General features: G+C 71.8%; 12 protein-coding genes. 10 read left to right on the forward strand and 2 right to left on the reverse strand.

Annotated features, from left to right (window positions below):
* Positions 1–18: 18 nt before the first annotated feature.
* The gene (locus ACFWP5_RS13190; protein WP_384154518.1) at positions 19–774 is read right to left on the reverse strand and encodes an IclR family transcriptional regulator; all 756 of its coding nucleotides are present in this window, start codon (positions 772–774) and stop codon (positions 19–21) included.
* Between the two features lie 533 nt (positions 775–1,307).
* Here ACFWP5_RS13190 and ACFWP5_RS13195 point away from each other — a divergent pair.
* From ACFWP5_RS13195 to ACFWP5_RS13220, 6 genes are all read left to right on the forward strand, one after another.
* Positions 1,308–1,658, forward strand: coding sequence for an SH3 domain-containing protein (locus tag ACFWP5_RS13195; protein WP_384154520.1), 351 nt, complete (start codon positions 1,308–1,310; stop codon positions 1,656–1,658).
* On the forward strand, positions 1,649–2,038 hold the full coding sequence (locus tag ACFWP5_RS13200) for a hypothetical protein (protein ID WP_384154522.1): 390 nt from the start codon (positions 1,649–1,651) through the stop codon (positions 2,036–2,038). The genes ACFWP5_RS13195 and ACFWP5_RS13200 overlap by 10 nt, the downstream gene beginning before the upstream one ends.
* Before the next feature lie 51 nt (positions 2,039–2,089).
* Positions 2,090–2,422, forward strand: a complete 333-nt coding sequence (locus ACFWP5_RS13205) for a hypothetical protein (RefSeq protein ID WP_384154524.1) — start codon at positions 2,090–2,092, stop codon at positions 2,420–2,422.
* Positions 2,423–2,507: 85 nt separating this feature from the next.
* Positions 2,508–2,942, forward strand: coding sequence for a hypothetical protein (locus ACFWP5_RS13210; RefSeq protein WP_384154526.1), 435 nt, complete (start codon positions 2,508–2,510; stop codon positions 2,940–2,942).
* A gap of 331 nt (positions 2,943–3,273) precedes the next feature.
* Complete coding sequence (locus ACFWP5_RS13215) at positions 3,274–3,630, forward strand: hypothetical protein (protein ID WP_384154528.1); 357 nt, start codon at positions 3,274–3,276, stop codon at positions 3,628–3,630.
* Positions 3,623–4,591, forward strand: coding sequence for a recombinase family protein (locus tag ACFWP5_RS13220; RefSeq protein ID WP_384154530.1), 969 nt, complete (start codon positions 3,623–3,625; stop codon positions 4,589–4,591). The genes ACFWP5_RS13215 and ACFWP5_RS13220 overlap by 8 nt, the downstream gene beginning before the upstream one ends.
* A gap of 63 nt (positions 4,592–4,654) precedes the next feature.
* Here the strand turns inward: ACFWP5_RS13220 and ACFWP5_RS13225 are convergent, their stop codons facing one another.
* A complete protein-coding gene (locus ACFWP5_RS13225; protein ID WP_384154532.1) occupies positions 4,655–20,560 on the reverse strand; it encodes a hypothetical protein in 15,906 nt (5,301 codons plus the stop codon).
* Between the two features lie 423 nt (positions 20,561–20,983).
* Between ACFWP5_RS13225 and ACFWP5_RS13230 the strand changes: the two genes are divergently transcribed.
* The 4 genes from ACFWP5_RS13230 to ACFWP5_RS13245 all read left to right on the forward strand — a co-directional run bounded on the left by ACFWP5_RS13230 (position 20,984) and on the right by ACFWP5_RS13245 (position 24,526).
* Positions 20,984–22,039 carry a hypothetical protein gene (locus tag ACFWP5_RS13230; protein WP_384154534.1) on the forward strand — a complete coding sequence of 352 codons (1,056 nt, stop codon included), beginning with the start codon at positions 20,984–20,986 and terminating at the stop codon, positions 22,037–22,039.
* Positions 22,039–22,242, forward strand: coding sequence for a hypothetical protein (locus ACFWP5_RS13235; RefSeq protein ID WP_384154536.1), 204 nt, complete (start codon positions 22,039–22,041; stop codon positions 22,240–22,242). The genes ACFWP5_RS13230 and ACFWP5_RS13235 overlap by 1 nt, the downstream gene beginning before the upstream one ends.
* A 200-nt stretch (positions 22,243–22,442) precedes the next feature.
* On the forward strand, positions 22,443–22,997 hold the full coding sequence (locus ACFWP5_RS13240; RefSeq protein ID WP_384154538.1) for a hypothetical protein: 555 nt from the start codon (positions 22,443–22,445) through the stop codon (positions 22,995–22,997).
* Complete coding sequence (locus tag ACFWP5_RS13245; RefSeq protein WP_384154540.1) at positions 22,994–24,526, forward strand: 3'-5' exonuclease; 1,533 nt, start codon at positions 22,994–22,996, stop codon at positions 24,524–24,526. Before ACFWP5_RS13240 ends, ACFWP5_RS13245 begins: the two co-directional genes overlap by 4 nt.
* Positions 24,527–24,662 lie beyond the last annotated feature (136 nt).

Here is a 24,662-nt window from a genome sequence, read left to right on the forward strand (position 1 = left end):
GTGGCCGCGGCCCGCTGTTCATCCGGCCAGCGGAATCCGTCCGCCGGACACCAACAGGCTGAAGCGGTCGGCGGCCGCCACCGTCCGCGCGGCCGCCCTCGGGTCGTCCGTCAGCAGCGAGGACGGCTTGAGCACGCTGATCGCGCCGTACACGGTGTTCCCCCACAGCACCGGCGCGGCGACCGCGCCCCACCCGGTGACCTCCTCACGCCCCAGCGCGTAGCCGTTCGCCCGGATCTCCTCCAGTGACGTCCGGAACTCCCTCTCACTCAGTGCCCCGGGCCCGGCGCCGGCGGGGACGGCCCCGGCCAGTACCGCGTCGACCATCGTCGCGGGCAGGTGCGCCGCGATCACCCGCCCGGACGGCCCGACGCGCAACGAGCTGCCCATGGCCGCCAGTTCGCTGGCGCTCAGCCCCAGTGACTCCAGGTCGTAGCGCCCAGGCGCGTGGTCGGCGAGCACCCGGCGGGGGTTGCCGAAGGGGGAGAACACCCACAGCAGAGCCATGGCGTCCAGGGCCTTGCTCAGGTGCTCCAGGATCGGGTGGGAGGCCTCGGTGCCCGGCGTGTGTGCCATCGCCTGCATGCCGATCGCGGCCGCGCCCGGGCCCAGCCGGTATTTCCCCCCGGGGCCTTGCACGAAGTACAGGCTCGGAATGCCGGACTGAAGGATGCGGTACACCACCGTGACATTGAGACCGGTGGCTTCGGCGATTTCGCTGGGCCCGTGCCATGGCCCGTCGAGGAGCGTGAATGCCCGCTCGACAATTTTCACTCGCCGGGCGTGAGCGGTACCGCTCGCTCGTCGTGAATCTGCGGGCTGTTCTCCTGTGGTTGCGCTGCTTGCTGCGGTGAACAAGGTGACATTCCTCGTTGTGCACGCCGCTTTCTCTGTGAGCGAGCTGAGCGGCTATCCCCAACAGACCGGGCGTCCCGTGGCGTCGCACCATCAAGTCCCGGCCCCCAACCCCCGGTTCCCCCTCACCCCTCCCTGGTTGCGGGATCAACCATCCTCTGCATCGTACATGCGTGGCGCGAAACAACCGGCGAAATTTACACCCCATCAAACCGGGCGTTTTGGGCGGTCATTGCGTCACGCGAAATGGCCTATTGCGCGACGCGTAAATACGGGCCGGGGACATGCCGCTATAGCTGCGGTTTTGCGCGACGCGAAAACACGCGAAGGCTCATTCTGTTGCGGCAGGCGTAAAAAGTTGACAGGCCCCCGGGGCGTTCCATTGACTTCAGTCACGTTCCTAAACGCAAAGCCATTCCGAGGAACGTCCGCAATATCGAACGGGGAAATACGTGCGCGCACGCAGAGCAATAGGTGCCCTGTCACTGACGATCGCCCTGGCAGGTTCGGGCCTCGCCCTCGCGGTCCCGGCCGAGGCGGCCGCGAAGGGCTGCTACGTCACGGCGAAGGCGGCCAACCTCCGCTCCAAGGCGTCGACCAGCTCGACCGCCGTGGGCGTCGCCTACAAGGGCAACAAGTGCTCGGAGAAGGACTACGCCTACAAGGGCGGCTACAGCTGGACCAAGGTCAAGATGACCACCGGCAACGCCAAGGGCAAGACCGGCTGGCTCAGGGACGACCTGGTCCACACCGCCGCCGAGGATGTCCACACCTGCATCCCGGAGGACGAGTCATGCCACTGACGATGAACCCGCGCGCCCGCGCCGGCGCAGTCATCGGGGCCCTGAGCGTCGCTCTCGTCACGGGGCTGGCGGCCACGCCCGCCTCCGCCAACAGCTCCGGCTGGTGGACGTCCCCGAACAAGCGCGCCGAGGGGTTCTACAACTCCCTGACCGGCCGCGTCTATGCGAACGACATCCGCAAGGACGGCTACAGCGCGATCACCCAGGTCCGCACCGCCAAGCACGGTTACTTCGTCGTCGACGTCAAGGACAAGGTCGCCAACAACGGCGGGTCCTGGAAGACCCCGACTCTCTACTCGGGGGTGCGCTTCAAGATGCGGGTCTGCGCGTACAAGACCAAGCCCACGCAGTGCGGGTCCTGGCACGAGTTCGACAAGTAGGACCCGAGTCCCGAAGCGGCATCCGCAGGGCAACAGCACGAGGACGAAACGATGAAGACACTCCTGGCCCGCACCACGGCCGCGACCGCGCTGGGTCTCGCCCTCACCGCAGGTGTGGGCGTTTCGACGGCCGCACCTGCCATGGCGGCCGACAGCTTCAACCAGCAGATCACGTGCAAGAAGGCCGACGTCCGCACCCAGCCGAACGGCAAGGGCAAGCACGTCATGTACGTGTACGAAAAGGGCAAGGACTACGGCCACATCACCAAGTCGTGGCTCGACAAGAACGACAACATCAGCTACTGGTACGGCACTTGGCACCACGGCAAGACCGCCAAGAAGGGCTGGGTCAAGCTGGCATGCGCCGACCCGCGCGCCACCTGACCAGCACGGAGCGCTGAGAGCAAGTCACCGCCGGGCGGGTCCGAACGAGGGCCCGCCCGGCGACCGTTTACGAGGGGGATCGAGCATGGCCGAAGTGTGGGTGGCGACGAACCTGACCGACGACGAGATGTACGGGCTGCTCCGCGCGGACGATCTGCGCCACCTTCGGCTCGTTGGGAAACCACGCCCGCGGCTGATCGCACACCTCCCCGGCTCGCCGGACCGTGACGGATGGGTCCCGCTCGTCGACAGCGGCCCCGAACCGTCGACGGCGCGCTTCTCCGGCGTGGTGAACGGGGCGACGCCGCGGCCGACCCTGCCCGCCCAGTTCCACCTGGAACTCATCTCGACACTGGAGGCGGCCCGCATCCGGGCCGCCGGCGAGGGGCAGCCTGTGGTGGTGCGCGCCACGTACGAGGGGACCACCTGGCGGTGGCAGACCGACACCTACGGCGTCGCCCTCGCGCAGATCGGCGCTCCCGCCGTGGCGACCACCAAAGAGACCGCCGCCGCATCCTGACCGCCCCCTCTCCCCTCGAAGGCCGCCGGGCTTCCCCCGGCGGCCTTCGTTGTGTCGGCGCAACGGGACGCCTCACCGGCAGGGTTGCCGTTGGGTCGACACAACGGCAGGGGGTGAGGGATTCCAATCCGACGGGGAGGCGGAAACGGTCGTTTTCGCCTCCCCTGGCCGATCCAATGCGGCAAGGCGCGCAAACGGGTGAAAACCGGGTCCCCGTCCAATGGATTCCATTCCGTAGTTGCGCCTCCCCTTTTAGCCTCCCTAGGGTGGCGCGTAGAGCAACCGGGGCCGTTCTGGCGCCGGTTCACGACCAACATGGAAGAGGCATCCGATGGCGCTGCTCAAGCAGGTCGACTGGCAGGACAACGAGATCCCCTACACCGACGCGGATCGGGTCCGGTACGACCAGCGAGTCACACGCGTACGGAAGGAGGTCGCCGAGATCCGGGCCGCCGTCGACGGCATCAGGGCGGCGGGCGGCGCCTTCCACGCCGAGGTCGCGGACTTCCTGACCTCAGAGGCCCGGATGCTGGAGGGTGCCAACGAGGTGGACGGCGGAGTCGAACTCCAGCCGCAGGACGACACCACCGAACGGCCGAACTGGGGGACCACCACTGCCCGGCGGGCCCTCCTGATCGCACGCGCGTGGCACCGCGACCACCAGGGCGAGGCTGACGACCGTGACTGACCGGCTGTACCTGCGCCACAGCACGGACAAGCAGACCAACGCCCGTCAGCGCCACGCGCTCGGCAAGCTCATCGACGGCGGCGCCCCCGTGTACGAGGACCCGGCGACGTCCACCCGGGTCCTGTCCCTGGAGCGGCCCGGCTTCAAGCAGCTGCTCGAAGAGGCCGCCGTGGGCGACACGATCCGGATCGCCGACGCCGCCCGCCTGTTCCGCTCCGTCGCCGACGTCCTCGCCCTGCGGCCCGTCCTCATCCGCCGAGGACTGCACCTGCGCGTGGAGTCGGGCCTGCTCTCCGGCATTGACCTCGCGGCCGACGACTCCGGCACCAAGATGATGATCCAGGTGCTCGCCGCGGTGCTGGAGTTCCAGCGGGACCTGATCTCGGAGAACACCAAGGAGGGCGTCGCAAGCGCCGAGGCCTCCGGCAAGGTGCTCGGTCGCCCGGCCGCGTTCGACGAGGGCACGGCGGCCGCCGTGGTGAAGGCCTACAAGAAGGAGGGGACGGCGGTGAAGGCGCTGGCCCGGCAGCACGGCGTCGACCCCAAGACGATCCGCCGTGCACTGGACTCGGTGGGAGCGCGCGAGGTGCCCGCCGACCTCGGGGAGCTGCTGGGGGAGCTGGACGGAGAGGAGAGCCCGGAGTCGGAGGCCCCCGCGGCCGCGGACCCGGTCGTGAGCATCGACGTGCCCGGCCTGCTCGTCGAGCACCTGCGGAACGCGGACGACGTCGCGCTCCGGGACGCGCTGAGCGGCGGCCGGACCATCCGCCGGGGTCAGGGCTACTCGCTGCGGGTGGCCGCACCGCTCGGTGTCCACCGGGCGGCCCTGGAGGCGTGCGCCGCACTCGCCGTCGACGGGGCTTCCCCGGCGGGGCGGAAGGCCTGCCGGGTGTACGCCGAACGCGTTGAAGCCGCCCCAGCAGCACGGGGGATGACCGCTGGGACGGCCCTGTCAGCGTAGGCGCTGACCGGCAGCATCAGGGCCCGGACCGCCGACTCGGCGGGCCGGGCCCTTGTCCGTGCCCTACCGCTGCGTCGGCTTGGGGTTCTGCTGCTGCGGATCGGCGGCCGCGCGGCGCAGGTGCCCCGCCTGCTCCGCGGCGCCGCCCGACTTCTTCTTCGTGGAGCCGCTCGGCTTCTTCGCTGCGCCCCGGGTGGTTGACTTGCCCCGCGCGGCCGCCGTGGAGACGCGTGTGCCCCGCCCGTCCTTGGCGCCGGGGAGAGGGCGGGCCAGCGCCTCCCCGATCTGGCGCATCGCCGGGATGTCCACCGTGGTGGACGCGGTGTCCCGCGACGCTGGCGGCGGCCCGCTGCGGCCCCCGCCGGGGGAGCTGTAGGCGGAGGCGGCATTGGCGACGTCCCGCAGCGCATCGGCGGCCGGAGCGTCTCCCCCCTTCCCCTCGCCGCGTCGCCGGAGCCGGTCGGCCCCCGCCTGCGCCCACCCGGCGACCTTCTCGCAGACGTTGATCGAGACCTTGCGGAAGAACTCGCCGACGCGGTTGTCCCCCATCAGGCGCTCGAAGTGCTCCCCGGCCCGCTCCCGCATGACGCGGACCAGGTGGCCGACCGCACCGCGCACCGTCTGGATCTGCTGCCACTCGGGGAAGTCCTGGAGCGCGGCGGCGTGCGTATCGGCCTGCTGGAGAGCGGAGTTGACGGCGTCGGCCTGCTGCGCGACGGGCGCGGCCGCCGTCCCCTCCGTGGTGGTGCCCGCCGGGGTCGTAGCGGTGGACGGTTCCGCCGGCGCGGCCGGGGTGACCGCCTCAGCGAACGCCCGCTGCAACGTGGCGAGGTCGGCGTCGAGTTCGGCGACCAGGTCCTGAGCCGTGCCGTTCGCCGACGGCACGTGTTCGTCCCAGGCGTCCAGTACCGCCTGGAACTCGGCACGGACGTCCATCGGTCCGGCCGGAGGCTCCGTCGCCGCGGTGTTGGCGGGCGAGGTCTCCAGACCGGTCCACAGCGGCAGGTCGCCGGGCTCCGGCGCGGCAGGCTCCGGCTGATCGGCCCGCAGGGCGTCTTCCAGCGCCTGACGGATGGCGTCGACGGCGACATCGGGAGCCGGACCGTCACCCTCGGAGGTTGCGGCACCTTCCGGGTTCTCCGGGGCCGGTGCGTCTGCCGTCGTCCCTGCTGGGGCCGCTGGTGCGTCCTCCCCGGTCGTGCCGGTGCTCTGTGAGTCCGGGACTTCGGGACTCCGGGACTCTGTGCCTTCCTGCTGTGGCACGGCGTCCGTCGTCGCCGCGGCGGCCGCCACGGCCCGGGCGCTCTCCTGTTCTGCCTGCACCGCGGCGAGCGTGGCCTGCACCTGGTCCTGCATGCGCCGGGAGTCGTACAGCAGATGGGCCAGCGGGAAGGCCAGCTGTCGGCGTGCGGGGTGGTCCAGGTCGGTCGGTAGCGCGCCACCCCAGGCGTTGACGGCCCCCTGGACGGCGTCGAGATGCTGTGTCATCTGCTGCGATCCGTAGCCATCCGAGACCGCGGCCGCCAAGCCGTCGAGGGCGCCCCGAAGACCGTCGAAGTGCTCGCTGTACTCGCTTCGTGCCCGGGCGGCCGCGCCAACGAGCACGTCGCGGTGCTGCACGGCGGTGTCGCGCAGGGTGGCCCGCAGGGCCTCTACCCGCTGCTGCGTCTCGTCGCCGTCGACCGCGCCGGGCGGCGAACCGTACGGGGCGCCGCTGAACGCGGAGTACATGACGGCCCCGGAGGCGGCCGCGTCCTGCGCCTCGCCCGCCACGTAGGTGACATCCGCAGGCAGGCCGTCAACGGCCAGCCGTGCGAACCAGCCCCCTTCGGCGCCCGGGTGGAGGGTGGCGACGACGAGGTCGCCCCGCAGTACCTCGCCGAAGTCGGCGGGCTGGCCGTCCAGTCCGGACAGGCGCATCCGGTAGCCGAGGCCGCCCGCGAGCGGGGCCGTCTCGACATAGCGCTGCGGTGCGGGCGGGTCCTCGGTGATCGGTTCGCCCGGGATGTCGGTGGTCTCCGGGATCGGCGGGGTGGTCATGGTCGGGTCCTCCGAAGCGTCTCGCGCCGTCTCGTCACCGGGGGCGTCCTCGCTCGCCGGGGTCGGGGCCGGGTCCGGCGGCGCGGCCGCCGTGCCGGGCTCCTGTGTCTGCTGACCGCCGTCCGCCGCTGCGGGGCGGTCCTGCTCGAGGAACGACGCTTCGCGCCGTGCCTCGTGCATCCCCTCATCCGAGACCGCGACTGCGGGTTCCTGCGTGTCCTGGGGTTCTGGTGCCGGATCGTCGTTCGTGGCAGCGGCCGCCGCGGTGTCCTCCGGGGCGTCGTCGACGGCGGTCGACGGCTCCGGTGCTTCCTCGGGATCGGGCTCCGGCGCCGGATCGCCGTCCGTCTCGGTGTCCGTCGTGACTGGTGCGTCCGCTGCGGACTCCACCGGGCCGGTGTCGGTGGCCGGTTCGCCGGGGTCCGGCTCGGTGCTGCTCTCGGGGGTCTCCGGCTCGCCGTCGACGTCCGCGGGCGCCTGTTCGGCGGGTCCCGTCTCGGCGGCCGCGCTCTCCAGGTCGACGGCGTCCTGTTCTGCGGAGTTCGCAGCGAGAGCGGCCAGCTCCGCCTCGAAGGCCTCCACCGTCGCTTGCGAGCGGGAGGCCAGGAGGGCGGCGGCCTCCCGTACTTCCCCCAGCGGACCGCGCAGGTCCTCGTCGACGACGGGCTCCAGGGCGCCGCTCCAGACCGCCACCGTGTGGACCTGGCGCACCATGTCTTCCGGTGTGCCTGCTGGGTCGTCACTCAGAAACTGCCCGGTGTCCCGGTATGCCGCCGCGAGTTGGGCCACGGGGTTGGTCGGCTCGCCGCTGCCGTCGGGCCGCTGCTGCCGGTCGGCGTCGTAGTAGCGCTGGACCGTGGGCAGCGCGTCCCACCGCGCGAACGCCTCGCCCAGCCGGTCGATGTCCGTCCGCGCTTCCTCGTCGGTGCTGTACGGCTCGGCGGGGTCGAGCGGCGGCACGTCCACGTCCAGGAGCACCACGTCCAGCTCCGGCAGTTCAGCGACGGCCGGTGCCTCAGCGGGTTCGGTCTGCACGGCGTCGTCCAGCGTCGGCGTCACCACGGCTGCGAGGGACTGCGGAGCCGCATCCGCTGTCGACGTCTCCGAGTGGGCCTGGCGGTGCGCCAGAGCCAGTGCCTCACCGGCGGGGGCGCGGTCGGCGTACTTGGCGACATCGGCGCGCTCGGTCCAGCTGCACACACACCACGCCTCGACCCACTCCTGGGTCGGTCCGCCGAGGGTGACGGTTGTCGCGTGCGGCACCCCGTCAGCAACCGCCGTGGCGTGGAGGCGGAGTCGATCGAGCATCGGCGCCCATGCGGACATGTAGCTGTCGACGGCGGTGCAGGATGCGACCAGGGTCCCCGCCTGATCCTCGATCAGGAGCGGCGCCAGGTCACCGGAGGCGGTGCGGCCTCGCCACTCCCGACGGACCGTGTACGGGACGCCGGTCTCAGCAGTGATCGTCCACGAGCCGTCAGGGCGGTACTGGATCGTCTCCGACTCCCCGACTTCCGGCAGCAGCCACAGCCCGGCGTCGTAGTGCATGCGGCGAGCGACGCTGAACCCGGCGGTGACGTCCCCGCCAGCCTTGGCCGCATGTTCGGCGACGGCCGCCAGGGCCGCGCTCTCGCCCTCGCCGGAACCGATGCTGATCACGTCCCACCGGCCCGACGGCTCTACGCCGTGCCACCAGGCTTGCCACATGATTCCCCGGGCGCCCTTCCCTTGGGCATCGTGGGAGATCTTGTACTCGCCGACGGCCAGCCCGGGGCCGGTGACGGTGAACTGGTACGAGGACGGTTCCCCATTGAGGACCTGCGGGCTGACGGTCAGCGCATTGACGTCGACGACCTGGGGCGCCGCCCCCTCAGCAGGCTCCGGCACCGCGTCACTACCCGCCGTCCCCCAGCCGGCGAGCCCGAGGATCGCGGCGGCCATACGGTCGGTCTCGTCCGCCGCCTCCATCGGGGTCGCGCCGCGCCGGGTGACCAGCGCGGCCCGGTCCTGGCGGCCGGCGAACGCCTCATCCGCCGCGCGCTTCTGTGCCGTCGCGTCCCCGCCCGCGGTCTTCACCGCCGCTCGCGCTTCACGCATGGCGCGGTCGTCACCGGCTTCGCACGCCTCGGTGAGGAGCTGGCTCGTCAGAGCCTGAGCGGGCCACGGGGCGGTCTCTCCGGCATCCAGTGCGGTCGACAGCATCTGTCCGGCAAGCTCCGCGGCCCGGTCGGGCCACTGCTTCCAGTGCAGGTCGACCACCTTCGGATCACCCTTGGCCAGGGCCCCCACCAGGCTCTCAACGTCGCGGTAGGCGAAGAGTCCGTCCTCGTCGTTCAGGAGCCGGTGAGACAGGCACCGCGCGCACACGGTGTAGCAGCCAAGCTCACTGCCCTGGTCATCGTCGACGGCGACCGTGTACCGGGCCCCCGACCTCTTGGCGCTGCACTTGCCGACGTACGGCGCCGACGCGTCGCAGTACGCGTCCGGCGTGTCGGCCATGTCGTCCGTGAGCTGGGCCACGACGCGTAGCCGCGCGGCCGGAATGGCCTCCTGGGCCGAGTGCCACACCTTCCACTCGGCGACGTACTGCCGATTGTCCGGGCCCCTCCGGGACCAGTCCTCACCGGTGTGGCCCTGCGCGCCGTCCGGGTCGGTCAGGTGCTCCCAACCCCACCGGCACGACGCGATAAGGCCGACGCGGCCGAACCGCCGGATCAGGAACACCCCCTCTTCAAGCTCAACGCGGTCCGTGGTCGTCTCGAACTGCGGGGGCTGCTCCGTCAGGTGCCCGTACCGGGCCCACAGGGACGCGAACCGGGTACGGGTCGCGGTGTCCTCACGGACCCGCGCAAGCACGGCCTCAAGGGGCCGATCCTCCAGGTTCGCGTTCCACCAGTAGGAGCCGTCAGCGTCGTGTCCGGCCTCCCACTGGTCCTCATCCGGACGGGAGTACGTCACAGGGCGGAGCCGGAACGCGTGCCCGCCCGCCGTTGTCAGGACCCAGCCCTCCGCCGGTTCGCGCCGGTCGACGAACGACACGGGGGCGATCGTCTCGCCCTCGATGAGCGCCGCCCGAAGCTGTGCCCCTCGCCCGCCCTCGGTCGTCACCGACTGGGCAGGCAGTTCACCAGCAGGAACGGCCCCGCTGCCCGTGCCCGTCTCCGGCTCCGCCGGGCCCTCTGCCGGGTCCTGCGCCGGATCGCCGAACAACCCAAGCTGTTCCGTCTGGCCCGTGCCCTGGGAGGCCACGTCTTCCCCTCTCCGGGTGCGTTCGGTCGGCTGGTCCTGTGCGCCCTGTTCCTCCGGGGCGGGCGGGGTGGGCTCGTCGGCGGTGCCCGGGTTCGCCGCTGGCGCGGCGGCCGCACGCTCGGTCAGGTGGGCGACGTCCGCGTGCAGCCGCTGGGCCTGGATGTCCAGGTGCTGACGCAGCTGGTGCAGCGGCAGGCCGACGTAGCCGTTGAGCATGTCGTCGTCGGTGGCCGCGAACAGCGCGGCCGCGGCAGCGTCAGCGGTCTCCATCGCCGCGGCGTTGGCCCGGTAGGCGTCCATGCCCTTCGGGGCCGCGTTGATCGCCCCGATCGCGCTGCTGAGCGCCTGGATCTCGGTCTGCGGGCCAGTGCCGTCCGGCCAGACGCGGTCGGTGACCTCCGTGACCGCAGCGTGCAGTTCGAAGGTCCGCTGAGTCTCCAGCGCGACCTGGTTGCGGCTGTTGTGGCGGCCGAAGACATCGGAGACGTCCTGCGGTGCCCGCCGCTCGCGGGGCACGACCAGGACCTCATCCGTGAAGTCCAGGGCGAAGCCGTTGGGGGTGCCCTTGGCCACGTCGCGGGTGGTGAACCCCATGACGCTGCCCCGGCGATTGCTGCCGAACCGCAGCTCCGTGACTGCCTCGCCCCGGGTGCCGCCCTCGGCGATAAGATCGCCCAGGCGGACCTGCGCCACGGTGCGGGTCTCCGGCCGCAGGTCGTCACGGTGGTCGGCCGGGATGAGCTGCACCTGCGCAGGCAGCCGCCGGAGGAAGACCGTGTCTGTGGCGGTCACCTCCCTCCCGGTCTGATCGACGATCACGGCATCGAGCAGCGTCGTGTTCTGGCGGTAGTCGCGATACCCGGGGTAGACGGTGCCGGTGACGGTGGCCGTCTCCGGCACGGGCAGCCCCCAGGCCTCCCCGTCCCACTCGATGCTTCCGCCGCTCACGACAACCGTGATCCGGTTGCCGCCCTGGAGTGCCTCGCGGGCGACCTCGTGCGGGTCCTGCGACGCAGCGGCGTCCGCCGTCTCCTGTGCGACGGCTTCTTCCGGCTGCTCGACATCGGCCGGCGGGGTCCCCGGGACGACGGCGGCCGCGGGTTCGGCGACTACGCGAGTCCCCCAGATCTGGTGGGCGCGGGCGAGTTTGCTGACCTCGGACATCTCCACGTCGAAGGTGGACACGATGTGGTCGATGCACAGAGGGTCGCTGTCGCCGACACGGTAGAGCGGCTGAGGCCCGGCATCATCCGCGTGCAGGTTGTACCGCGCGCACAGCCCGTCGGCCGCCGGGGCGAAGTCGTAGTCACGGCCGTGCGCGCGGAGAGGCCTGGCGGCGTCCTCGCGGGCTTCCCGGACCACACGCTCGCAGATCTCGACCGCCCCGCCCCGGCTTTCGGCGCTGCCGAAAGTCCGGACCGCTTCGCCGTCGATCTCGATACGAGGAGTGAAGATCTGGACGCCGCTGGAGGCGTGGCGGGTCACCCCGACCACGAACGGCACGCCGTCCGCGAGGACGTCGACAACCAGCTCCGGCCCGCGCGGCGTGATCTCGCCGACCGTCACCGGGATCGGCTCGCGCACCACGGCCAGGCTCTTGCCCGGCACATAGTCGGCGTACGACGTGAGGGGCTGGGCGGGGACGGAGTCCACAGGGGACAGATTCTCGAACGGCACCTGTTCCACGGGCCCGTCGGCGGGCCGCAGGTCCACAGCGGCGCCGTTGAGGGCGTAGGTGTAGCCGGTGGCCTTCTTCCCGCTCCGGCTGAGGACGTGGTACTCGCCGGTGACGCCGGTCCGGTCGGTGCTGACGTACCAGGTGTCCATGCCCGGGCCGGGCGACATCACCTGTCCGGTCACCTGCTGGCCGTTCGGCCCGTCCCGCCAGGTCACCCACGAGCCGATGCCGTACTCCGCAGGGAGCAGACCCGGTGCGTCCTCCTGCCGGGACAGGCGCAGGGAGGGCAGCGGCCGCCACGGCTCCAGGCCGTTGGCCGTCTTGTAGGTCTGGCGCCACCGGTCCAGATGGTCCGCCTGTTCCGCGGGCGTCTGGGCTGTCTGTTCGTTCTTGGTTTCGACGACGGCAGCGAACTCGCTGCGGCGCCGCTGGTAGCCGTCCACGGCCGCCTGGTGGAACCCGGCGTCGGCGGGGACCACGAGCAGGGTGAACGTCAGCCGCCCGTCGGTACTGGTCAGGCGCTCTCGCCCGTCGTCCCTCGCGGCCGCGCCTGTGCCGTCCGTGTCCTGCCCGCCCGCGACCGCTTCGGGCTGGACCTCTTCCACGGTCATCTGCCCGTCCGGCACGCCGGTTGACTCGTCCGTCTCTGCTTCGGGGTCGGGTTCGTCCTGTGGCTCCGGGGCCGGGGCGCGTTCGGGCTGCGTGAGGCCGAACGCCTCGTACAGGTCGGCCGTACCGTATCCGTCACCTTCCGCTGCGGGAGCCTGCTCCGATGCGTGCGCTGGAGACGTCGAGGTTGGGACGCGTTCGGACTGCGTGAGGTCGGACGACTGATCGACTGTCGGCGGATTCGCCTCGCGGACAGGCGGTTCGGTGTCCAGCTTGTGCAGTTCACGTCGGGCGTCATAGTGCCTGTTGCTGGTGCCGTGCTCCGGCTCGCGCACCCTGTAGTTGCCGTTCCGGGTGTAGCCGATCACGGTGCCGATGAACTCGGGCTGCGGGACGTAGGTCTTGCTCCACGTGTCGTAGCTCATGGGGGTTACGCGAACCTGCTCGCCGGGCGCGAACAGGGTGGTGATGTCTTCAGCGGTGAGCGCCTCCGCAGCGGGCGCGGAGGGGGCCTCGGTGCCACCGGCCGACTCGGCGGTCTCAGTCGCCGGTTCCTCGGAGCTGTCGCCGCCCGGCTCCGGGGCCTGGCCCGCGGTGTGTTCGCCGGCGGGCTCGTCGGCCGCGGCATCGTCAGCGCCGTCCTCGGGCGCGGGGGCGGGCTCGTCCGCAGGGATCGGGGCGCCCAGCCCGGCCTCCCGGTTCTGCTGGACGATGATCTGTTGCCGCTCCCGCCACTGCTCGAACGCTTCGTCGGTGTCGTTGTCCTCTGTCCAGGTGTTGACGAGCACCACGGGCTCGGGGGCGGTGTTCTCCGCGTCGAATGCGGCCAGCCTCGCGGCCGCCGCGTCCACGTTGGCCTGGTGGGGTGCCCGCTTCTCCGCGTTCTCCTGGAGGGCCTTCTTGCGGCTGTTCTCGGTGGGGTGCCTCTTCGGGTCGAGCATGGACTCGGTCAGCTCGGGGATCTTGTCCCGCTCGGTGATCGCGCCGACGATCCCGTCGAGCAGCTCGACCCGGCGCCGTGCGTGCTCGATGGCGGGCCCGTAGTTCACCGCTTCCTGCTGGGCCGTCAGTACCGCCACTTCCTTCTCCAGGCCGGGAAGGCGCTCACGGTCCATCAGCTGGTGGTCCTCCGCCTTTTCGAGGGCGGTGGCCAGGCGGCCCAGCATGGTGGCGCCGATGTTGCCCTTGACCAGGTCCTCCACGGAGCACCGCGATTCGCTGTGCCGCAGCTCGGGGAACCCGATGTACGCGTGGACCTCGCCGCTGCCGTAGGCGACCTCCGGCTGGACGGCGAAGTCGAGGCCGCCGAAGGTGCCCAGCTTCTTCCACGGGCCGCGGCCCTCGCGCTGGTGGGCGCGCACGGCCTCGGTGACGACCTGGCGCAGGACCGGGGCGGCCTCGCTGAACTTCTCGTACTCGCGGCCGCCGATACGGATGCGGAAGGCGTCGCCGCGGATCGTCTCGGTGATCTTCGGCAGGGCCTTCTCGCGGGCCGCGATGGCCAGCCGGGTACCGGCCAGTTCGCCTTCCTTGGTGCCCAGCAGCTCCATTTGCCGGACGCGGTCGGCGGCCGCGTTGCGGCGGTCGGCCTCCAGGCCCTGGAGATGGATCTTGGCTTCCATGAACTGCCGCATGTAGGGGTTGCCGCCGATCTCGGCGGCCATCGTGGCGTAGTCCCAGTCGCTCGCGCCGATCTCTTCGACGGTGTCACCGTCGTCGTCGCCGACGCCGGGCGGCCGCTGGATGTCGCGCAACCCTTCGGCCTTCGAGGTGAGCAGGCCGACCTGCCAGGCGTCCATGCTGCCCTTGGTGGCCAGGAAGTAGATGTCCACTTCCTCGTGCTGGTTGCCCGGCCGAAGGGCGCGGGCGTTGCGCTGCATCATCATGGCCGGGGTCCAGTCCTGATCCAGGTGCATCAGGGCGTAGGCCCGGTTCTGCCCGTTGAAGCCCGTTCCGAGGACTTCACTGGAGCCCATGAGGACCGCGATGCCGCCGTTGTTGGCGGCCCGGGTCATCTCCGCCTTCCGCTCCGGGGTCCGGTGTTCCTGCGCGAACTGGACCATGTCTGGGGGGACGCCGCGGGCGGCGAGCAGGTCACGCAGTTCGGCGTACGCGTCGAAGCCGCCCTTGTTGTTGCCGCCGGGGGTGCCGGAGTTGGCGAAGACGAAGAACAGGCCGCCGGGGACCGGGTGCGGTGTGTCGTCGCGGCTGGAGACGGCGTAGGTGTGGTCCTTGTGGGCGTGGTAGCCGGCGGCGATGATGTCGGCCGCCTCCACGAGCTTGTTGCCTGCGGGCGCGCCTGCGTCCACCAGCCGGGGGTCGAGGGCGACGGCGCGGCCCTCGCCGGAGACGGCCAGCATGTTGTCCTCGTCGCGGGTGACGTCCCCGGCGTGGATCGCCTGCCCCCGCACGACCAGGGACTGGAGCCGGGTCCGCTGGTCGGCGGTCGGCTCCACCAGCACCAGCTTGGGGGCGCCGCCGGCGACCCGGGGCCGCTCGATACCGACCTCGTCACCGGTCTTGGTGTCGGTGGCCAGCCCCCACATGGTCTTCATCGTGGACTTGGACACGAACCGGGAGAACCGCTCCACGATCGTCAGGCCGCTGCCGTCGGGCGCCTGCTCGATGCGCTGGACCTTCTGCCCGAAGGTCTCCGACCACAGGTCCGGGCCGTGGACCCCGAACTGGTCGAGCAGCCACGGCGTCGCCAGTTCGAGGCATGAATACTGCTCGAAGATGGAGTTCTCCATCGGCGTGCCGGTGCCGAGGGTCACGGTGGGGCGGCCGCCGTCGTACTCCGCCATCCGGTGGTGCCAGCTGAGCTTCTGGTGCAGGTCCACCGCGCGGACGCTCGCGGTCTCGCCCCCGGCTTCCTTCGAGCGGAAGCCCACGGCCGTGAACCGGTGCGCCTCGTCGATGCAGGCGTAGTCGAACCCCAGGTCGTCCCAGTACACCTCGCCCGGGGTGCGCATCGGGGCGTCGTTGCGGCGGATGCGGGACTCCACCGTGGCCAGGCGCTGTTCCAGCTTCATCAGCGCGAAGGCGTTGTGCGGGACGCCGCGCTCGCGCTCCAGCTGTTCCTTGAGCGACTCGATCTCGCGGAAGAGGTACAGCTCCTGCTGTTCGGGGCTCATCCGGATCGACTGGAACGCGCCCTCGGTGAAGATCACCAAATCCGGGGAGTTGGCGCGCAGCCACTCCAGGACCGGGCGCCGGTTGCCGTCGGCGAGGTCGTCGGAGGTGATCAGGTGGATGTCGGCGTTGGGGTAGAGCAGCTTGGCCTCATCGAGCCACTGCCTGCCCAGGCCCGGCTGGACGACCGCGAACGGCTTGCCGATCTGCCCGGAGGCCTTGAGGGCCTGCGAGCCCATGACCATCGTGGTGGTCTTCCCCAGGCCCATCTCGTGCGCCAGGATCACGCCCCGCTCGAACTGCATCCGCGCGGCGCCGGAGAGCTGCCACGGGTGCGGAGTCCGCTCGGTGGTGAAGCCCTCCAGGGTCGGGGCGAGGCTGTCGTAGCTGCGGACGACATGCCCGTTCATCTGCCGGTTGTAGGCGTCGGTCAGCAGGGTGACCCGCTGGGTGCTCGCGGTGCAGAACTCCTCGAACGCGGAGCGCATCGCGTCGGCCTTGTACCGCATGGCGCGGGTGGCGTCCTCGTCGACGCCGTCGCCGTCGAGCCGGTTGACGACCATCGACGCCCGGCCGAGGAGGGCCTTGGCGATGTGCACCGCCGAGCGCCGCTCGGTGCCCTTCAACGCGTTGATCGCGTCGGGCACCTTCCCCGCGGCCAGCGACCAGCCGTAGCGCTCGTTGTGGCTGACCTGGAGGGTCGGGTCGCCGAGGTACTCGCGCAGGAAGCCCTGCACCAGCGGCGCGGGAATCCAGTGGGCGCCGAGCTGGGCGGTGAACTGTCCCAGCCGCTTCGGCGGCGGCTGCACCACTTCCAGGGCGGCGACGTTCACCGCGTACTTCGGGTCGGTGGCGGCCGCTTCGCGGGCCCGCTCCAGCTTCTCCCGCACCGCCCCCGACAGGTACGCCCCGGCGTGCTCCAGCTTCCTGGAGACCGGGTTGTCGAAGACCTCGGTGCCCAGCCGTGCGCGGGCCTCGTCGGCGGTGGTGCCCAGCAGCGAGGCGATCAGCGGCAGGTCCACGCGGCCGGTGGCGCCCATCACGGCCGTCAGCGCCGTCTTGGGGTCGTCGGTGGGCTCCAGGTCGCCGCGCCGGGCGCCCGGGCGCCGGGTCAGGACCTCGGAGTTGACCGCCCGGTCGTTCGCCCGGTCCCAGTGCTCCAGGCCCAGGACGACGGCGGCGTGCGGGTCCTGGCGGAACCAGCCCCAGCCCGTGGGGAGCCGGTCCTCGCCGTCGAGTTCGACGCCGGCGTCACGGGCGGCGGCCGCTGCTTCCTCGCCCGGCAGCGTCAGCCGGGTCTGCCGGGGGCGCGACAGCGGTCCGTGCTTGGCGGTGTAGGAGGCGTGCAGCCGGGCAAGCTGGTCGCGGACCTCGCGCGCCCGGTCCGGGTCCTGGCCGGTGCGGTCCAGCTCTTGCAGTTCGCCGGCGACGTCGCGCAGCGCCAGCAGTGTCCGCAGCTGCTCGGTGCCCGAGACGCCGTCCGCCGTGATGACCCGGACCGGGTCCGCGCCGTTGACGTGCTGCCAGATCGCGCCGTGGTCGTCGGTGTAGAGGCGGCCGGTGAAGTCGGTGGCGTGCTTGAGGCGGGCGGTCTGGAGGAGGAGGGGCTCGCGGTGGGGCCAGTCCTCGTGATGGACGTAGCCCAGGCCGTCGGCGACCGCCGCGGCGGCGGTGGCCTCCATCCGCTCGCGCAGCAGCCGGGGCGCCTCGCCGGGGTCGCCCTGGACGGTCACCCGAGGCCCGTACGGCCCGGTCTCGGTCGTCAGGCGGCCCAGCACGTTCTCGGGGTGCTCGGTGAAGTACGCGTTCACGGTGACGGCGTTGCCGCCCAACTCCCGCTCCGGCGCCTCGATCCAGCCCTGATCGCGCGGTTCCTCGCCCTCCGCGCGGCGGCGGAACACGAGCACGTCGGCGACGACGTCGGTGTCGGCGGTCTCGCCGAAGGTGCCCTTGGGGAGCCGGTAGGCGGCCGCCAGGTCGCCCCAGCGGGACATGTCGCGGCGAGCGGCGGTGTCCTCGCCGTCCAGCGTCCACCGTGAGGTGATCACTGCCATGTAGGCGCCCGGCCGCAGCAGAGCGAGCTGCTTGATGATGAACCCGTTGTGCAGGGAGTGGCCGCCCGCCCGGTAGCGCCGCTCCCCGAACGGGGCCTGCGCGAAGGGCACGTTGCCGATCACCGCGTCGAACGTGCCGAGGGGGACGTCGGTGTCGGTGAACGACTCCGCGAGCACGTTGGCGTGCGGGTAGATCCGTCCGGCAATCGCTGCGGTGGTGGGGTCCAGCTCGACACCGGTCAGCCGCGCGGCCGGCGGGGCGACCCCGAAGAACGCGCCGGAGCCGCACCCGGCCTCCAGCACCTCCCCGCCGTCGAAGCCGTACGCGGCCAGGCCCTGCCACATCGACTCGGCGACCGCCTGCGGGGTGTAGTGGGCCGACAGTACGGCCCGGGACGCCGCCCGCCACTCGAAGGGGTCCAGCAGGTCCCGCAGTTCCCCGCGCACCCGGGAGTACGACTCCCAGGTGGCGTGGTCCGTCTCGAAGCCGCCTTCACGGTCCCCGCCGGGCCCGTAGATCGGCTCGTCGGGGTCCGGCTCGTCGAGGAAGACGGTCGGCACCGAGCCCCACCCCGACCAGCGGGCCAGGGTGCGCGCCTCGTCGACGGTGGTGCCGCGGTTCTCGCGCTCCAGCGTCCGCAGCACCTTGATGGCTGCGAGGTTCGCCTCAGCCCGGGCCAGCGGGCCGCGCGGCAGGTCCGCCGGATCAGGGCGGAACCGCCGGGTTGCTACAGGTTCTCCAGCTCCCTGCGGATCGACGCCAGCTCCGCCGCTTCCCAACTCGGCGGCGCCGCCTGGTCCTCCGCGTCCTCCGGCGGCGGCAGCATCTCGCGCAGGACCTGCTCCCGCGCGGTCGCCGAGATCTGCGCCATCTGCCCGACCCGGGCCTGGTACTCCGTCTCCGGCTCCAGCGTCTCCTCCAGGTCCTCCTCCGCTGCCGCGATTGCCTCGCTCATCTGCGTCCCCAGCGTCCGGAAGTACCGCTCCGGGTCCTCCATCGCCGCCAGCTCCCGGGGCCGGAACTCCTCCCAGTGCCGCCGCAGCAGCGTCGCGTACTGGCTGTTCGCCGCCATCGCTCTCGCCTCCCTCTCGCTCGTCGACGGTACCGGCCAGCGCTGCCATCTGCGCCGCCAGCCGTCCCTGATCCACGCCGCGCCGCTCCACGTCGCCGCCGGCGGCACGTACCTGCTCGATCACTGCGTTGATGCCGATGAGCGCGGCGCCCATCGCCGGGATGCGCCGCTTGGCCGCCTCCCGCTCCCGCTTGGGCAGCTGTTCGTTGAGGGACTGCTCGCGCAGGTCCTCCGTGGTCCGCTCCGCGATCCGCGCCAGCTCCCCGAGGAGGCCCTCCTCGAAGTAGAACGGGTAAGCCCTCATGATCTGGTTCGTGAGGGGGTTGACCACCTTCGTCTGCGTCGGCAGCTGGTAGGGGGTGAGCAGGTCGAGCACCCGGTCGTACTCGCGGGACAGTTCCGAGGGCCTGCGACGCAGCCACGACACCATCGGGTCGTAGGAACTGCTCGGCAGGTCCACCTCCCGCGTGTTGCCCCAGGTGCGCCGCGGCAGCGTCTCCGGGTCCTGGTCGTACCGGCGCACCAGCGCGGCCATCGCCGCGGGCCCGGAGTCGAAGTCCCCGAGGCTGCTGCGCTCGTCCCAGCCAGCCAGGGCCCGGAACTTCTTCCCGTGGCGCTCCACGTAGCCGTAGGCGCAGGAACGCTCCGAGCCGTCGATCAGTACCTGCCGCTTGCCGCCGATGCTCTGGCCCATGACCGCGCGGGCGGCGTCCGGGTTCTGCTCCAGGCCCCGCTGGTCCCACTCGTCGTCCACGGCCCGCAGCCGCTTCGCGCGGGCGTCCTTGACCGCCTCACTGTAGGAGTAGGCGGACTGCTCGTTGCGGGCCGCCAGGTGCGAGCCCAGGTCGGCGCTCTCGGCGATCAGTTCTTCCAGCGTCATCTCGCCGACCGGCGTCCGCTCGCCGTAGGACCGCGCCCGCCGGGCGACCCGTTCGTCCTGGAGGCTCTGGCGGTAGGCGGTGACCTGGTCGTTCAGCTCGGTGCCGCCGGGCAGGCGGGTCCACGAGGGGCCGATCCGCTCGTAGGCGTTCTCCAGCGCCTCATCGTCCAGGTCGGCGGCCGCCGGGCCCGTCATGAGGGCCCGGGCGGTGCGGCCGTTCTGCTCGGCGGTCACCGCGTCACGTCGCCGCTCCAGCGCCCGGTACTTCTCGTCGGAGGAGTGGAACGACGTCTTGTGGATCGTCTTCTTCCACCACTCGCTCTCGGTGGCCAGGTCCTCGTCGCTCAGCTCCGTGACCGGAGCCGCCGCCGCCTCCCGCTCCACCAGCCGCCTGCCGATCTCCTGGCCCAGGCGCTGGTACTCGGCGTCCGTCACGCGGGGTTCGGCGCTGCTGTAGCGGAACTGGCGACGGGCCGTCGCGGCCGCGTCCTCCGCCGCCAGCAGTTCCTCGTCCGAGAGAACGGTCAGGTCCTCCGGCTCGGGCTCCGGCTCGGGCTCGGGCTCCGGCTCGGGCTCCGGGACGGGCGGCGCGGCCGCCGGCGGGGCCTGCTGCGCCGGGACAGCGGCAGCGGCCGCCACCGCGGCCGGTGTCGGCGAGGTGGGCAGATCCTCCAGTGTCTGGCCGGGGCCCAGCACCACGATGTTGCGGTCCTGCCGGGCGAACGCCTTCAGCACCGCGGCGAGGTTGCGGTCACGCGTGCCCGGGTTCCACTTCCGGCCCGTCGCCCGCGCCTGCCGCTGCCCCGACCAGTACAGGTTCCCGGCCTTCACCGCCCGCACGTCGTCATCGTCGTACTTGTCGGTGCCGTACACCGCGGCGACGCCGTCTTCCTCCCACCGCACCCACACCCGGTCACGGGCGCCCGGGTCGGCCACCGCCCGGTGATGACGCGCGGCCAGCTCCGCGAACGACGTCAACCGCCCGTCCCCGATCCCGTCAGCGACCAGCCGCGTGTCGCCGACCCGGCCCGCGATGGCACTGCCGTACCCACTGGCGCGGCGTGCGGAGGCGATCTCGGCGCCGTCCGGGCCGAACACGGTGACCGCGCCGCCCTTGATGAGGGCGTGATAGCCCGTCACCGCCTCTACCGGCTCCGCCCCTTCGGGAAGCGGCAGCGGCCCAGGTGAGGCGGCCGGAGCTGTCTCGGGTGCGGTGCCCGCTGCCGTGTCCGCCGTCGCGACTTCATCCCCCATGCGCTTCTCCCCGTGCCGCGTACTCCCGTGGCACGTCAGCAAGCACACGCCACGTCATCCCCTCTGGACCCTACCGACCAAGGTCAAAAACCTCGATCCAGATACGCCGGGGCCAGTTCGGTGAATGCGGGCGTTTTTGAACACCGTCTTTGGCCGCGCCTTGGCCGAATTCACCGTTCTTTGTCAGTGGGGGTGGGTATCGTTTTTCGAGCAAGGCCACGCACAGGCCCAAGCCAGCCTCAGCCCATGACTGGGAGCGATCTGAGGCGAAGGTGCCAGGACCACACGGTCCCAGTGCATCAGTGCGAAGAGAGCAACACCGGTCCGTCCCGACGGATCTTCCGTATGCCCGCGCAGCTCACCACGTTCTTGCTCGCGTGCATCGGGTCATGGGTAACCGCTGCACGTCGACGAGGAGAACTCGTGGTCAAGAAGCACGGGAAGAAGCAGCGCGCCAAGAAGCGCCAGGACCGCACCGGGGCCGCGTACAGCTCCGCGGCCGCCGGCACCACCCACACGCACACTCCGCTCCCCGACCTGAGCGCCCTGCCGCTCGTGCCGCACGGTAGCTGGAGGGTCCTGGATCTCGACCTTGCCGCCCGGCTGGTCGCCGCCTGCCGGGCCGGGTGCCAGCCGTGCCAGCAGACGTTGATCCCGAAGGTCGTGAAGGAGGACCGGGCGACGCTCGCCGCGCTCGCCGGAGCCGTCTACGGCGCGGTCCCCACCGTGGGGTTCGCCGCCTCCGACCCGACCCGGCAGTGGGCGCCCCTGGCCCGTACGGCCATGCAGGCCGGGACCGGTGACGAGGCGTTCGCCGCCGTCGAGGCGATGGACGAGACGGCGGCGGCCGCGCTCCTGGACGACGCACTCGACCACTGGGCGATGGGTGACGGCCCCGTCCTGGCCGAAGCCGTCCGGAAGGTCGCCGAGAAGGTCACCGAGGCCCCGCCGCGGCGCAGGCCCGCCGACCCGATGGACGCCTTCCGAGCCGCCGGGATCGACGTCTTCACCCTGGACGACCTGGACTTGGGCGACGACGTCGACGCCTACCACCTCGCCGAGAACTACGGGGTGTTCGTCGGGCAGACGGCGACCCCCGACGGGCAGCCGCTGCCGATGCTCACGTTGTACCCGGAGAGCGAGGGCGCCGGGATCGAGGACCTGGAGGCTCGCACCGACTGGGAGCACTGGGGGCTGCACGGCATGCCGGACGTGGACCGGTCCTGGCGGCTGCGCGCCACCATCGCCGACCGCTCCCTGAGCGGACTGGTCCACGTCGACGACGACGGCCAGGACGACATCGAGCTGTGGCGGGCGGCGCAGACCGTGAGCCTGCCCGAGGACTGGTGGGCGCTGCTCGACCGTGCCCAGCACGTCCTGGTGGTCGGCCCCGTCAAGGAAGCCGACCACCATGCACTCCAGGCCGCCGGCGACGCGGGCGAACTGCTCGCCGTCATCGCACGAGTGAGCTTCCACTGATGGCCCGCCGTGAGCGCCGCCCCCGCCAGCACCTGCCCGGGATCGCCGACCTCCGCATCGCGGCCGACGAGGCCACCACTGCCCTGGTCGTCGAAGTCCTCCGCCGGGAGTTCAGCATCACCGACCCCGAGCCGTACGACAGCGGCTATGCCTACCTCCGGCTCGACACCGGCAACACCGCGGCGGACCCGGACGACGACTGACCGCGCCTCATTTCCGGTCGGAAAACAGGAACTTGCCCAGGCCAGGGACACACAGCCCCGGTGCCGTCCGGCGCGCACGCACCCGCACCACGGGAGCGCTGACCGCGCCGGGCGGTGCCGGGGGAGCGGGGGCCCGGGGGGCGGCGAAGCCCCCCGGCAGCCACCGGCCCCGGCCCCGGGCGCATCGAGGAGACCCGCAGATGCACCAGGAACTGAAACACCCCGAGTCCCCGCCCGAAGCCAGTGCCGACGGTGTGGTCTGGCTCCGGCCCGAGTACCAGGACCGCCACGGCGAGCTGGTCACCCTGGCCGACGGCGCCCGGCTCGTCGGCGTCAGCAAGTCCGCGATCTCGAACTGGCAGAAGCGTCACGCGAACTTCCCTCAGCTCGTGCTGCTCACCGGCTCGTTGCACAAGCGGACCAAGTGGGTCGTCGCTGCGGAGCTGATCGACTTCGCCCGCCTCCAGCTGTCGAGGAAGTCCGGCCCCCGGACCGGCCACAAGAGCCCGCAGCGCCCCGGCGCCCAGATCGCCGCCGAGAAGACGGCGCACTACGAGGAAGTGGTGCGGACCCTGACCGAGCGAGAGAAGCGCCAGGCCCAGGCCCTGGCCCGCACCCGGGCCGCCAAGCGCGCGGCCGGCGAGAAGCTCACCGAGGCCCGCGCCCGGCTCACCGCCGAGATCAACGCCGTCGCCCGGCTCGGCACCCAGAAAGACCGCTGCACGACAACCACCGAGAAGGAGACCCGACCGTGACGGACACCATGCAGGACACGGCGACCGAGACCGCCACGACCGGGACCACCCCGGTGGTCCCGCAGCAGGAACCGCCCCTGCCCGAGGCCTTGGGCGCCCGACGGATCGCGGGCCTGCTCGCCGACCACACCGGTGAGCCGGTCACCGCCGCCGACGTCGACGACCTGGTCGCCCAGGAGCACCTGGAGGTGGTCGACCACTACAAGGGCTGGCCGATGTACTCCACGGCGGCCGCGCTCGCCCTCGATGTCGACCTGGTGCGGTCGGTGGTCGCCGAACGGTTGGCGTGGGAGGCAGCGAGCCTGCCCCGGGACGCGGCGGCCGACCGGATCGGGTGGCACTGGAGCGACCTGGTGCGGATGGGGGAGGAGGGCCGCATCACCACCGGTCGCGGCGGGCGGTACCTGATCGCCGACCTGGACACGATGGCCACCGAGGCAGACGGCGAGCAGTACGTCACCGCGCAGGCCGCCGCCACGGACGTGCTGGAGATCCGGGCGAGCGACTGGAAGTACGTCGAGGCCGCCGGGTGGGTCCGCCCGGCGCACGTCTACGAGAAGGAGGTCGGCCGCTACCGCACGGTCACCGTCTCGCTCTACCGGCTCGGTGACGTCCGCGCGCTGCTGGAGCTGCCCGGTGTCGACTGGGAGGCGGTCCGCGGCCTGCCGAAGGGGAAGCCGTCCCCGCTGCGTGAGTACGCCAGGCTCGCCCCGACCCGGGCCGCCGCCGTCCGCGGCTTCGCGCAGGGCCTCGCCGACCGGCACGGCGTGACCGTCTGGGCCTGGCACTCGCCGTACTCCGACCGCTGGGAGCTGGACTGGGAGCGGATCGAGGACCTGCCCACCGAGGCCACGGTGTGGCGGGAGCTGGCCGACGATCCCGAGGCGGGCGCGTACGCGGGCGAGATCGAGCTGTGCCCGGCGTGGGGCGAGATCACCCGGGAAGCGCGGGACCTCCTGGAGCCGGGCCGTGCGGTCGTGCTCGACACCGAGACCACCGACCTGTCCGGCCACACCGTCGAGATCGCCGTGATCGACGCGGCCACCGGCAAGAAGCTGATGGACACCCTGGTGAACCCCGGGGACGCCGAGATCAGCGACGGAGCCCGCTGGGTGCACGGCATCACGGACGAGATGGTCGCCGACAAACGGCCGTTCGAGAAGGTGCTCCCCCGGCTCCGCAAGGTCACCAAGGGGCGCGTCGTTCTGGCGTACAACGCCGAGTTCGACAGGTCCGTCGTGCTCCGCGACATCGCGCGGGCCGGGAAGAAGCCGATGCACCTGGAGCCCTGGGACGGCTGGTACTGCCTGATGGAGGCGTACGCCCAGTGGCTCGGCTCCCGCCGGTGGCTCCGGCTCGGCGGCAGCCACCGCGCCGCCGGCGACTGCGAGTCCGCCCGTCAGGTCCTGATCGAGATCTCGAAGGGACGAGGCACCGCGTTCACGCCGACCCCGCCCGCGCCGGGGGACCCGGTCAGCGGCCCGCCCGCCGGTACGGTCCTCGCTGCCACCGCCGTGCCGCACACCTGACCCCCACGCGTCCGCCGGACCTGCGGACGCTTCACCCCGAATCACAGACTGCCGGAGTCACAGACTCCGGCAGTCTGCGTTTTTGGTGGCGGGTGCACCCGGGCGGGCGAACGTCCGGCCGGTCGGTGACGTCGGC

The sequence above is a fragment of the Streptomyces sp. NPDC058469 genome (assembly GCF_042721125.1).
In the GTDB taxonomy this organism is placed as follows: Bacteria; Actinomycetota; Actinomycetes; order Streptomycetales; family Streptomycetaceae; genus Streptomyces.